Raw genomic sequence first — 12,835 nt, 5'->3', positions numbered from 1 at the left:
TAGTTATTATGAGAGCCGGTAGTTCGGGGCCTCATCTGTAATGACAATATCATGTGGATGGCTCTCTTTCATCCCGGCTGCGGTGATCCTGACAAAGCGTGACCGCTTCTTCAGATCCTCGAGTGTCCTTGCACCGGTATAGCCCATTGCGGACTTCAGGCCGCCAACGAGCTGGTACAACACATCCGAGACCTCGCCGACATAGGGGATTGCTCCTTCAACTCCCTCAGGAACAAACTTCGTTGCGCCGATCCCTTTTGCCTGGAAATACCGGTCGCTTGACTGGCCGCCGGTCATGACACCAAGCGATCCCATGCCGCGGTACTGTTTGTACCGCCTGCCTTTGATGACAATGATTCTGCCGGGAGACTCATCGGTTCCTGCGAGCATGCTCCCGACCATGATACAGTCGGCACCAGCCGCAATCGCCTTTGCGACATCGCCTGAGAACCGGATACCGCCATCTGCAATGATCGGTACATCTGCCTCGTGCATCACATCCGCAACCGAGGCGATGGCAGAGATCTGGGGAACACCAACGCCTGCCACAACGCGGGTGGTACAGATGGAGCCGGGCCCGATTCCGACCTTGATCCCGTCCACAACATCAACAAATTCTGATGCCGCCTTCCCGGTGGCAATGTTGCCTGCCACACAGTCGGCTTTTGCGCTCTCCTTGATATCCCGGACAGATTTGACGACATTCATATTATGGCCATGGGCACAGTCGATCACAAGCGCATCCGCACCTGCCTCGTCAAGGAGCATTGCACGTTCAAAATCAAAGGGGCCGACTGCTGCTGCCACCCTCAGTTTCCCATGTTCATCCCGGTTTGCCCGTGGAAACTGCCGTTTCTGAAGGATATCCTGCATGGTGATGATCCCAAGAAGGGAGCCCGTTTTGCTCAAAACCGGCAGCCGCTCAACCTTCTTCATGTACATCAGCTCAAGTGCCTGTTCCGGGGTGACATCCTCACCCACCGTAAAGGGATCGCGGGTCATCACCTGTTCGACAGGATCCTCACCACGCTTCCCGACGATTGCCCGGATATCACGCCTGCTGACGATTCCGATCAACTGGCCATCCTCGACAACCGGGGCTCCGCCGATCCCATGCTCATTCATCAGGCGCTCGACAGAGATGATCGTTGCTTTTGGATCGACATAGAGGACCTGCCGTTCGATGAGATCGTCTGCACGCTTGACAGTCCTGACCATCTCTGCCTCGTCTTCAGCACAGAGGTTTCTGTGGATGACGCCGATTCCCCCTTCACGGGCAAGCGTGATCGCCATCTCATGCTCGGTGACCGTATCCATTGCAGAACTGCAGATCGGGATCGTCAGGGGGATATTCTTCGAGAATCGCGACCGGACATCGGCCTGGCTCGGCTCAACATAGGATTCCGCGGGCTCAAGCAGCACATCATCAAAGGTGAGCGATATGGGGACATTCAACTTCTCTACAAACACTTCAATCAACTCCTGATCATGGCCAGTGCCTTCTCTACAAGCTCAGGCTGGATCGTGCAGGAGCGATCGCCGCCACAGACCATGCCCCTGACACCGATGATATCGGGGTCGATCCGCTTCAGGGATGAGAGATCCTCAAATGCAATCGATCCTGCAAGTGCAGTCTTCATGCCGAGCTGCCTGTTCTCCCGTGTAAACGTGGTGAGATCCGTCTCATCCATGAATGCAAAGGTACTCTTTCCATCTTTTAGTCCTGTATCGATCATCGATACATCGGCACCCTCATCTGCGGCGATTGCAGCCATGTCAAAGGGGGATATCGTCGAGAGCCGCTCATAATCCGAATATGCCGCAATGACGACGGTCTTTTCCGGAAATTCGGGTTTGACAGCCTGAACAACGGCCCGGATCACCTGGCGCGCATCTTCTGCATCCGAAAACATGAGACCTATCTTGACAAAATCGGCTCCGGCACAGGCGGCCCCATATGCCGCAAGTGCGGCTGTTCCGGGCTTTGGAGCAAAATCGCCGATAGCAGCGGAGATCGGCTTTTCTCCTGCGATCTCTTTGATGGACCGGATCACCCAGGGGAAATTTGCACCAAGCGATCCTTCAGCAGGGCGTTTTACATCGACGATGTCAGCAGAAAGAGAAAGTCTGGCCTCTTCCAAAGAACTCGGGCTGACAAGTAATTCCATAGAACTTAATGATCTCCGATGATAATAGTGATTGCGTTATATCATGGAGCTCATTTGTGCAATGGATCTCAAGGGGGGAGAGGTGGTTCACGGGAGAGCAGGAAGGCGCTCTGAATATGCCCCCCTCACCTGGGGTGTCTCACCGACAGCAGAGCCCCGGGGATATATCGAAGCGGTGCGGCCACGATCGGTCTATATTGCCGATCTTGACCGGATCGGAGGCTTTGGATCACATGACGAGACGGTGCTTGGGCTCTCAGATCTCGTCTCCCGCTGCTATATTGACCGGGGGTGCCGGGGACCCACAGATATGCTTGATGCACCCTTCATCACAAATGTCATCGGCACCGAGACCGCAGGAAGCAATCTCGCCGGTTTTTCACGGGGGTACCTGAGCGTGGATGTGAAAGACGGACGCGTTATTCCCGGTGGAGAGGAGCCTGAAGAGATCCTCTCCCGCGCAGAGGAATGGGGGTTCTCGGGCTGCATCTTCCTGCATATCTCAGCAGTCGGTAGCGAGTCCGGGATCAATCGCGCCGGGGCAGAGCGGATCAGATCATGGACAGACCTGCCGCTCCTCTATGGAGGGGGGGTCCGGGACCCTGCAGATCTCGAAACACTCGCCGCAGCCGGATATGACGGGGCGATCATCGCAACTGCGATCCATACCGGGAAGGTGCCACTGGATCTCATCAGGAGGGGATCATTCTGCTGATAACAATCGAAGGAATTGACGGATCAGGGAAGAGCACCCTGGTAGAGAGACTCAAAGGATCATTATCAGATCAGAACTGCCTCTTCACGCGTGAGCCGGGAGCCACCTGGATCGGAACAGCGGTCAGGCAGGCGATTGCGAAAGAAGAAGATCCGATATCAGAAGCCCTGCTCTTTGTTGCCGATCATGCGATGCACCTGAAAACAATTGTCTGCCCCGCTCTTGCAGAGGGGAGAGTGGTGATCTCAGATCGGTTCACGGATTCACGGTTTGCCTACCAGCAGGTGACACTCAAAGGGGTGGTTCCGGATCCCCGCGGGTGGCTCACCGCCCTCCATGATGGCTGGTCCCTCACCCCGGATCTCACCTTCTTGCTGGTGATCCCCCCGGCTGCTGCACTCAGAAGGATCGACAGGGGTGGCCGGCGCGAGCATTTCGAGCGGGAAGAGGTGCTCGCCGCAGTCCAGCAGGAGTATCTCATCCGTGCAGAGGCGGAGCCAAAGCGATTTGTTCTGATTGATGCAGAAGAGGAGATGGAGGCGATCGCCTCCTTTGTAGAAGATGAGATCAGGCGTGTGTGCGGATCGCCATCAGGGCAATCCCGACAGTAAGGAGATCCACCTCTTCTCCCCCGATTGCATAGGAGAAGACCGGGGTGTATGCACCCTCGGGAATTTTGACCTCTGATCCATTCACCATCACAGAATCAATACCTGCTTCAAGTGTTTCAGGCGGGAGCGCCCGGATCGCCTGCATCACGGCATTTGCTTCTTTTCTGAACGTGGGCCCGATAATTCCCATATTGAAGGTGATGTCCGAGAGGACGCGATCAAGATGCGGCTCTTCCGATTTCCATTCGATCTCCGCATTCGTGCACCTCCCGGCATCTCCGCCATCATCGATTTCGATGCCGGGGGTATAGATGGTCACGTGCCCAAGCGGCGCATTCAAGGCAAGACCGGCATCGTGCTTGTATTTTCTCAGTGATGCGACGACAGAGACCAGGAGATTGCCGTTCTCTTCTGCCCCGGTATCTGCATAATCCAGATGAGGCCATTTCTGGTCGATGATCCGGCCTCCTGCAAGGTGGTGGTAGCATTCGCTTGCAAAGAATGGAGTATATGGCGCAAGCAGCCGGCAGAGGGTGTCAAGTGCTGTCTTTAATGTGAAGACGGCACCGGCACGGGATGGAAGATCGGAGTAGAGCCTTCCCTTGACGAGTTCGAGATAGTTGTCTGCCAATGACGACCATGCAAAGTCCCGGATCGCCTTCAATCCCCGATCATACTGGTATGCGTCAAGTGCGTTGGTCACCTCTTCAACAGTTGCTGAGAGTTTTGAGAGGAGCCAGCGATCTGCGAGTTCTGCGGGTGATTCAGCAGAGGTCGGTGCATCTTTTCTGATCTGCGTGAGCGAGAAGCGGACGATATTCCACATCTTCGTCTGGAACCGTGATGCAGCGATGACATCGTTCCAGGAGAAGATGATATCTGATCCCATCGCCGCACCGACTGCTGCCCACTGGCGGAGGGCATCGACACCATAGCGATCGATCAGCTCGTCCGGGGTGATGACATTATTCCTGGACTTTGACATCTTAAACCCGTCTTCCCCAAGCACCATGCCGTTGACCATGATTCCTTCCCATGGCTTCTCTCCGGTTAAGGCAACTGACCTGAGGATGGTATAGAATGCCCATGTCCTGATGATATCATGACCCTGGGGACGGAGCTGGGTGGGATAGGCAGCAGGTGTGGTCTTCCCATCCCACTTTGTAATCACAAGCGGGGAGATGGATGAGTCCATCCAGGTGTCAAGAACATCCGTCTCTCCGGTGAAGTTCGTTGATCCACATTTCGGACATGGTTGTTTTGGTGAATCGACGGTCGGGTCTATGGGAAGATCCTCAGGACCCGGGAGGATCATCTCACCGCATCCTTCACAGAACCAGACCGGGATCGGTGTTGCAAAGAGCCGCTGCCTTGAGATACACCAGTCCCATTCCATCTGGTGTGTCCAGTTCAATAACCGGGTCAGCATATGTTCGGGGTACCAGTTGATCGCTTTGGCTGACGAAATGATCTCATCGGGCTTCACCTTCACAAACCACTGCCGTGCCGAGAGGATCTCAATCGGCGTCTGGCAACGCCAGCAGGTGCCGACCCGCTGGGGCAGTTCCTCCTGCCGTTTCAGAATACCGGATTCCTTCATATCCGAGAGGATCGCTTCCCGGCACTCTCTCGCCGTCATTCCTGCATATCTTCCACAGAGAGCGGTCATTGACCCTTTCTGATCGATTGCGGATCTGAGGTCGAGGTTGTGTGATTTCCACCAGACGACATCCTGCTTGTCCCCAAAGGTGCAGATCATCACAGCACCTGATCCAAATGCCGGATCGACTGCCTCGTCCTCGATCACCGGTACCGGATGAGAAAATATCGGAACAGTGAGGGTCTTTCCCTTCAGGCCGTCATACCGGGAGTCTTCAGGATGGACAGCAACCGCAACACATGCTGCAAGGAGTTCGGGGCGCGTGGTTGCGATCTCAACGCCATCGAAGTCGAAATAGTTGAGGAGCGTGGTGTTCTCGGTGTAGGCAACCTCTGCAAAGGCAATCGCAGTCTCACAGCGGGTACAGAAGTTGACCGGATGCTCGGACTGGTAGATGTAGCCGTCTTGTAGCATCCTCAGAAACGATGCCTGGGTGAGGCCAAAGTACGACTCGTCCATCGTTATGTATTCGTTGCTCCAGTCGACCGAGAAGCCCATCAGCCGGAGGGAATGGCGCATCATCTCAATGTTCTCACGGGTGAGATCGCGGCACATCTGCCGGAACTCTTCCCGGGGAACGTCATTCTTTGTGATCCCATGGATCTCTTCAACTTTTACTTCTGTAGGAAGGCCATGGCAGTCCCATCCCTGGGGGAACATCACATTAAAGCCGCGCATCCGTTTATAGCGGGCAACGATATCCATATAGACCCAGTTCAGTGCATGCCCGATATGCAGGCGGCCTGTCGGGTAGGGAGGGGGGGTATCGATGATATATCGTGGTTCTGCTGATTCCCAGTCAAAATAAAAATCTTCATCACGCCATTGATCGAGCCATCGCCGCTCAACCTCGGCATAATCATAGGTTTTTTTAAGATCCTCGGGTGACGACATTTATAACAGGTTGTCTGCGTCATCTGATATACTGTTCGCACTCTGTTTTGAAGAAGCGTGCGAACCTTCTTCTCTCACAAATCACCAATTCTTTTTATCCATGCAGAATCAGCCACGGCTTCTGGTAGCAACACTCATTGCCATTCTGGGGATACTTGTCTCCCCCTTCGTTCAGCCAGCATGGCTTTTTGCAATCTTTGTCATCTCTTTCTCAGCTGTCCTCTACCTGATCCGGGGAACCCGGTATATTTCACTTGCACTGGGAGGAACAGCCTTCCTCTATGGGATCGGGATCCTCCCTCTTGTTGCATTCGGGGCAACAGTTGCAATCGTCACCCTCGGCGAACTGGCATACCGGGCAGCAGGAGGAGGAAGACGTGCCTACATCCACTATACCGCCGGGGCATTCGCAGGTGCTCTTCTCGTGATGGCATATCTTGGGAGTATCGAGCCGCTGGTGTTGATCATCGGGGTGCTCGTTGCACTGATGCTCAGATCAATCCTCGAAGGACGGGAAGATGCCTATATGATCATCATGCTCGGTGTTGCCATGACGATCTTCCTCTTCATCGAGCTCGATTTCCAGGTAGATATTCTGCTCCTCTTCCTTGCCGCAGCGATCGCGCTTATTTTCGGATATTCATCCTTCCGTGTCGGTGCGGCAGATCTCTCCGGCCTCTTCTCAGGAGCCCTCATAGGAGTATTATTAATCGTCTTTGCCGATGTCCGCTGGTTTTTGGTGATGCTCGCCTTCTTCATCATCGGATCAGCAAGCACCCGGTTCCAGTATGCCCGGAAGAAGACGATGGGGGTCGAACAGGAACGGGGCGGGGCACGGGGCTACAAGAATGCATTCTCTAACGGGCTGGTGGGCACCGGGGCGGCCGTCATCTTCGGCCTGACAGGAGATCCCCTCTGGGCCGCCCTCTTTGTCGGGAGCATCGCAACGGCTACCGCAGATACCGTCGCTTCCGAGATCGGGGTGACCGGGGGGCGGCCCTATATGATCACCACCCTGAAGCAGGTTCCTGAGGGGACAAATGGCGGGGTCACAGTAAAAGGCGAGGCGGCATCGCTCCTTGGCTCCCTCATTATTGCGGCGATCGCCTTTGGCCTTCAGATCATTACGCTCCCTGTCTTCCTCATCTGCATCCTCGCAGGATTCCTCGGGACCAATATCGACAGCGTCATCGGTGCGACTCTTGAGAACCGGGGGATCATAGGAAACGCGGGCACCAACCTCCTTGCCACCTTCGGCGGGGGGTTGTCTGCGGCGGTAATGGTGCTGCTGCTGGTGTAGGAAGCTAAAAAACCAGATCCAATAAAAAGCGGGGAGAGGTATTACCCCCGTCTTTTCTTTGGCTCTTCGTTGATCTGTTTTGGGTTTAAAATTGGGAACGAGTCATTCATCTGGCTATTCAGATGTTTGAATCATTCATTAAGATCTGTTCACTCAGGCGCTTTCCCCACCGCCCCCCCCGTCCTCACATGCTTCGCAGGGAGGTTGTACCGGGTGGCAGCAGATGCAGCGCGGGGAGGGCGGGAAGGCTTTGTGGGCTGCCAGACCACCCATATGAAATAGCGATCAGGCTATTCTTTGAATCTGATTCAGCAGCAATGCCGGCTCAATTCAGTACTTATACCAGCGCCCCTTCTCATCATAGACACCGACCTGCTGCTCGATTTGAGGCACCTCTCCAAGCCGCTGGAAGAAGGCTGCCTTGAAGGCGATGGTGAAGGGCGTTGCGATCAGCGCCCAGATGAAGAGGATGACTGCAGTTGCAAAGAGGGCATCAGGGCCGAGGAGGGCCATCACCTCTTCACCGCTCATTGCGCTGAGCACCTCGGGATCCATTGCGGCGATCCCGCTCATCTTCTCCCAGAGGAGCCCCATCCAGAAAAATGACAGGCCAAAGAGGAGGGTTCCGAGGACGACAATATTCACTACTATGAAGAGGAGGATCTTCCATGCCCGGTAGAGGACAATGGTGATGCTGGATCGGATCGAGTCAAAGATCTTCTCATCTGAGAAGACCGCGAAGCAGTCGTAAAAGTATGTCAGCAGCATGAACGGAATGGTCACACCCATTGCGATGAAGAAGATCATATCCGGAGTCGGGCCCCCTCCCATGATCGCCATTGGGATCATGACCAGAAAGATCGTCACCAATGCTGCAAAGATGATGATGATCAACGGCAGCAGGACCCGGAAATAGTACCCGGTTGCATACCTGAGGAACGTGGCGGGATCTCCTTTCTTCTCCCGTATGATGCCGTAACTCCCGGCGATGATGAAGGGGAGAAGCAGAAATGAAAGGATCTGGATACTGCCCGTTGCAGGAGATTCCATGCCTCCGACAAAAATGTCCCCAGCCGAAACTGCACCTATTATCAATCCTCCAATCCAGAGGAGAGGGAATCGCTTCAACAGCCCGAATGTTTCAAAAAATGCCTCGCGGATCATGGATCACCGGTTCCTCGGCATCGCGATCATCTCACGCACCTGGAGATCAAAGAAGGAGGAGGTATGCGCCGGACGAATCACCGCGGCACAGTCTGCACCGCTTATAGTTCCGCCGACTGCGATCACCTCTTCACTGATCCCGATTGCACCCTGATCTGCTGCCATCAGTACACATTCAACGGCGACCTTCAGCCCGACTGCAACAACCCGCCTGAGCGCCTCTGCGATCGCCTCTGAACGGGAGCCGCCTCCGACCCGCGCGGACCGGGAGAGGGCGCGCTCAAGCCCTGAGAGGGCATGCGTGCCGGTGACGATTGTATGGCCGTCTGCGAGAAGCGATGCTTTTGCATCTTCTGAGAACTCCCAGACACCGGGCTCTGAAAAGCCCACAACATGCGTCACCACAACAAGACGGATCCCTGTGCCTTTCACCGCCTTCTGGAAAGAGAGAGCGGTCGCGCCGGAGGTGCTTGCAAGGACGATTGTGTTGATCTTTTCCTCTTCTGCCCGTGCTACACAGAGCTGGATACAGTCATCGGTGTTCTGTGGTCCGGGGGCGTCGAAGTATGCAGTTTCTCGTGTGATATAGCCCATGCATGTTAATATGCATCGGTCGTACATGTCAATTACGATGATCACGCTTGCACTTGCCGGAAAACCAAACTGTGGAAAGTCGACATTTTTTAAGGCGGCGACACTCGCCGATGTCGAGATCGCAAATTACCCGTTCACCACCATCGATGCAAACCACGGGGTCGCCTATGCCCGCGTACCCTGCCCATGCCGGGAGCTTGGGCTTGAATGCGGCCAGTGTACTGATGGAGTCCGGTTCATCGGGGTGGGGCTTGTGGATGTTGCAGGGCTTGTCCCGGATGCGCATCTTGGAAAAGGGCTTGGAAACCAGTTCCTTGATCATCTCAGATCGGCCGATGCAATCATTCAGGTAGTGGATGCCAGCGGAAGTACCGATGCCGAAGGGAACCCGGTCGACCCCGGATCCCATGACCCGATGGAGGATGTCCGGTTCCTGCGATATGAGATGGCGATGTGGGTCTCAGGTATTATCGAAAAACACCTTCCTCGCCTCGCCCGGGCTGCGCAGGGGAAGGAACCGGCGCTGATCGAGCATCTGGCTGATGCGCTTGCCGGACTGTCGATATCAGCAGAGGATATCAGATCAGCAATTGATACAACCGAGGTGGATCTCTTCAAGGCAGATGCGGATGCCCTCTGCCGGTTCTCTGATGCACTCGTCTCGATCAACAAACCGATGGTGGTACTCCTGAACAAGGCCGATATGGCAACTGACGAGATGCTGAAATCACTGCCGCCTGAGATGATCCGGGCGACGGCGGCAGGTGAGCTTGCGCTTCGAAACGCCGCCGCAGCAGGCCTGATCCGGTATCTTCCGGGAGATTCTGATTTTACTGAGAGTGAGTCTGTTCAGATGACACCACAGCAGAAGAAGGGGCTTGCGATGATCCGGGATCAGATGAAGCGGTTGAATGGAACCGGTGTTCAGCAGGCAGTCAACCATGCGGTCTTCTCGACACTGGAGATGATCGTCGTCTATCCGGTTGAGGACGAGACCCATTTCACCGATGGAAAGGACCGGGTGCTCCCCGATGCCTTCCTGATGAAGAAGGGATCAAATCCCCGTGATCTCGCATTCCGGGTGCATACCGATATCGGGAAGGGGTTCCTGCATGCGATTGATGCACGGACAAAGATGCGGATCAAGGATACCACCGAACTAAAAGACGGAGATATCATCCGGATCGTGAGTGCGGCAAAGTAGGTGAAGGAAACAGGGATTTTCTGCGGGTGAAGACCCGCATCAGGGCGATGAGCCCGGAGATCATACACAAGCCTTATATTAGCTGGATGAAAAGGAGTTATTACGTATGGCTGGCGAGGTCTATCAGGCACAGGTGCTCAAGAACTTCTTCGATACGATCACCGGTACTGACAGGAACCTCACCAGGATCTCAATGTGCGTGGTGACGCTTGCGAAGCTCAAAAGCGAAGATCCCGCCAAAATCACATTTCTTTTGGACCAGATGAGAAAGTCACGGGAGAAGAAGGAACTCTCGATCGATATTCTGGATTATATGGTGGATGCAGCTGTTTCCCTCGATCTCGAAGTTGTCCAGACTGCATTTGGCGTCACCAATGTCAGGCAGCTTGCAGACGAGTTCGGCTCGGTCTCACTCGACTCGTTTTAGAGAAAGGGCATTATACAGTCTTTTTTTCCAATGAGAGAGCCTGCTCTTTATCCTGATTAATAAGGGGGAAGATTGTCCGGTTCAAATGATCAATTCTTTCCATTTGAATTGATCAATAGTGTCCATTTGAAATGGATAGATTTATCATTTTACATGAGTAGTATCGTATATCATGATCCTGAAGAGCGAGCTCAGAAAGATCTTACGATCCCAGAGAGAGGCAATGGGGAGGCGCAAAGTCCGGCGTTATCCGGCAGGATCTTGTACGAGTGAAGCCCCTTCAGAATTTTGCCATTATTATCTCCGGAATCAGGCGGTGCGGAAAAAGCACGCTTCTTGTCCAGTCGATGAAGAGGGAGGAGGAGTTTTACTACCTGAATTTTGAGGATCCCAGGCTTGCTGAGTTTGAACTCAAAGATATTGAAATGCTGGAGGAAGCCTTTTCCGAGGAGTTTCATGAGGCTGATCTCTATTATTTTGACGAGATTCAGAACATCGCAGGCTGGGAATCATATGTCAGATATCTTCTGGAGAATGAGAAAAGGGTGGTGATCACCGGATCGAATGCATCGCTCCTGAGCCGGGAGCTCGGGACAAAGCTGACAGGAAGAAATCTCCGGATCGAGCTCTTTCCATTCTCCTATCGTCAACTACCCCGCCCTAAACGGCGGGGCTTGCAATAGCGGTGTTACCACAGACATTGCAATTTAATCTGCACGAAGGTTGCTCGTAGTTGAGCCTTATTCGTACCGGTCGGTTGACGCGACCGCTACTGATTATCGGCGTCATAACCGAATCACCAGCTACATTTCTCAAATGGTTTAACGCACCATTGACATCCGCATTGATCACGATACCGGAACTGCTCTGATACAGTCCCCGGCTGATACGACGGCATCTTCCATACCATGGTTTCTGGATCGGATCGAGTGCCAGGGCATCAACCTGAGATGTGTACCGTTCATCATGGGAATCGTCAAAGTGTATCCCGAACAGCTCGCATTTTGACTGTAATTTTCGTCGAAATTTCGCATAGGGGATCTGGACGAAATTCTGGTTGTTTCTCGCACCATGATTGATCTCTTGTTTGATCCCATCCCATCGTGGCACAATAATAGTACCGATTTCGTGATCACATGCAAATCTGATGAGATAGGCGACGAACCGGTTCATCGCTTCGTCGATTTTGTTATTTCGTCTGATGAGGAGGCGTGACTGGCGGTGCGTAAACTCCTCGGTTAATCCCTGTTTATCTTTAATCGATTGTAATCGGGCGTTTTCTTTGTTGTACCACCGGTTGATTGATTTTAGATACGTACCATCGATAATCGAGGCAGTCCCGGTAGCAGTGTCAACGATTGTTGCAAAATTGGTAACGCCGAGATCAATCGCAAGATAATGGTCAGGATTAAGATGGGTTGGTTGAAGGGGAACCGTATACGCAAATTCGATCGTGTATACCTTCCCGTTATGGTGTGGCACAATGGTCACCTCACGGATCTGGTTTGGTTGAATCTGTGGCGGGATTTTGAAGGTCAGTTCTTTCCCGGTTAATCCATGCTGTTTTTTAAACAGCCGTGACATGCCGAGAGTGACATATCCATTCCGCATTGTGATATGCGATGCAGGAAATGCCAGTTTGTACCTGCCATTTTTGTCCAGATAGCGTGGAGGTCGTGGTTGACTGCTGAGTTCGCCACAGTGGTACATCCGCATGAGTGCAAAATACGAGATATACGCCTCTTCAACACTCCTGATCGTCTGTTGAGCAACATCACTATGGAGCAGCGGATAGTTCTCATTCTGGCGTGATTGGACATAATTTGAAACATCTTTGTAGGGAAAGTCTTTCTTCCGGGTATAGGGGAGAAATGAACCGACACAGATAGTGACGTTGGCAGCAATATCCGGTCGAACAGTTTGGAAAACCAGAGCATTTTCGCAATATTCGAAGTAATGCTGCCGGGTAGTGTACAATGCAACATTGTACAAATTCTTTGAATGATATGCGAGGGTGTCGATAATGTGATACTGCCGTTGTGACAGTCGTAGATAGTTTGACACCGTTCGAATTACCATTTGATGGATATGGGTTGTA

General features: G+C 53.3%; 12 protein-coding genes. 6 read left to right on the top strand and 6 right to left on the bottom strand.

Annotation, left to right across the window (positions count from 1 at the left end; genetic code table 11):
* Positions 1–6: 6 nt before the first annotated feature.
* Both guaB and ACZ44I_RS03625 read right to left on the bottom strand, forming a co-directional pair.
* Positions 7–1,470, bottom strand: a complete 1,464-nt coding sequence (gene guaB / locus ACZ44I_RS03630) for an IMP dehydrogenase (RefSeq protein WP_464548673.1) — start codon at positions 1,468–1,470, stop codon at positions 7–9.
* Between the two features lie 5 nt (positions 1,471–1,475).
* Positions 1,476–2,168, bottom strand: coding sequence for a (5-formylfuran-3-yl)methyl phosphate synthase (locus tag ACZ44I_RS03625; protein ID WP_464548675.1), 693 nt, complete (start codon positions 2,166–2,168; stop codon positions 1,476–1,478).
* A gap of 43 nt (positions 2,169–2,211) precedes the next feature.
* Between ACZ44I_RS03625 and ACZ44I_RS03620 the strand changes: the two genes are divergently transcribed.
* Positions 2,212–2,883, top strand: coding sequence for a HisA/HisF-related TIM barrel protein (locus tag ACZ44I_RS03620; RefSeq protein ID WP_464548677.1), 672 nt, complete (start codon positions 2,212–2,214; stop codon positions 2,881–2,883).
* A complete protein-coding gene (tmk, locus tag ACZ44I_RS03615; RefSeq protein WP_464576616.1) occupies positions 2,871–3,494 on the top strand; it encodes a dTMP kinase in 624 nt (207 codons plus the stop codon). The genes ACZ44I_RS03620 and tmk overlap by 13 nt, the downstream gene beginning before the upstream one ends.
* Here the strand turns inward: tmk and ACZ44I_RS03610 are convergent.
* Complete coding sequence (locus ACZ44I_RS03610; RefSeq protein ID WP_464548678.1) at positions 3,451–6,048, bottom strand: valine--tRNA ligase; 2,598 nt, start codon at positions 6,046–6,048, stop codon at positions 3,451–3,453. The two genes, tmk and ACZ44I_RS03610, sit on opposite strands and share 44 nt — an antisense overlap.
* A gap of 100 nt (positions 6,049–6,148) precedes the next feature.
* Here ACZ44I_RS03610 and ACZ44I_RS03605 point away from each other — a divergent pair, with 100 nt between their 5' ends.
* Positions 6,149–7,348, top strand: a complete 1,200-nt coding sequence (locus ACZ44I_RS03605) for a TIGR00297 family protein (RefSeq protein ID WP_464548680.1) — start codon at positions 6,149–6,151, stop codon at positions 7,346–7,348.
* A gap of 330 nt (positions 7,349–7,678) precedes the next feature.
* Here the strand turns inward: ACZ44I_RS03605 and ACZ44I_RS03600 are convergent, their stop codons facing one another.
* Together ACZ44I_RS03600 and ACZ44I_RS03595 are read right to left on the bottom strand one after the other, a co-directional pair.
* Positions 7,679–8,512 (bottom strand): DUF7847 domain-containing protein, encoded by an 834-nt coding sequence (locus ACZ44I_RS03600; RefSeq protein ID WP_464548682.1) that lies wholly within the window; start codon positions 8,510–8,512, stop codon positions 7,679–7,681.
* Positions 8,513–8,515: 3 nt separating this feature from the next.
* Positions 8,516–9,106 carry a pyruvate kinase alpha/beta domain-containing protein gene (locus ACZ44I_RS03595; protein ID WP_464548684.1) on the bottom strand — a complete coding sequence of 197 codons (591 nt, stop codon included), beginning with the start codon at positions 9,104–9,106 and terminating at the stop codon, positions 8,516–8,518.
* A 37-nt stretch (positions 9,107–9,143) separates the two neighbouring features.
* Between ACZ44I_RS03595 and ACZ44I_RS03590 the strand changes: the two genes are divergently transcribed.
* From ACZ44I_RS03590 to ACZ44I_RS03580, 3 genes are all read left to right on the top strand, one after another.
* Positions 9,144–10,310 (top strand): redox-regulated ATPase YchF, encoded by a 1,167-nt coding sequence (locus ACZ44I_RS03590; RefSeq protein WP_464551658.1) that lies wholly within the window; start codon positions 9,144–9,146, stop codon positions 10,308–10,310.
* Between the two features lie 106 nt (positions 10,311–10,416).
* A complete protein-coding gene (locus ACZ44I_RS03585) occupies positions 10,417–10,737 on the top strand; it encodes a hypothetical protein (RefSeq protein ID WP_464548686.1) in 321 nt (106 codons plus the stop codon).
* 269 nt (positions 10,738–11,006) lie between these two features.
* Positions 11,007–11,420, top strand: coding sequence for an ATP-binding protein (locus ACZ44I_RS03580; RefSeq protein WP_464548688.1), 414 nt, complete (start codon positions 11,007–11,009; stop codon positions 11,418–11,420).
* Here the strand turns inward: ACZ44I_RS03580 and ACZ44I_RS03575 are convergent.
* Positions 11,398–12,816 carry an RNA-guided endonuclease InsQ/TnpB family protein gene (locus tag ACZ44I_RS03575; protein WP_464576578.1) on the bottom strand — a complete coding sequence of 473 codons (1,419 nt, stop codon included), beginning with the start codon at positions 12,814–12,816 and terminating at the stop codon, positions 11,398–11,400. The two genes, ACZ44I_RS03580 and ACZ44I_RS03575, sit on opposite strands and share 23 nt — an antisense overlap.
* Positions 12,817–12,835: the final 19 nt, after the last annotated feature.

This window comes from Methanocalculus pumilus (assembly GCF_055382585.1).
Note: the sequence above shows the minus strand (reverse complement) of the source record. Positions and strands in the feature narration are given on the sequence as shown.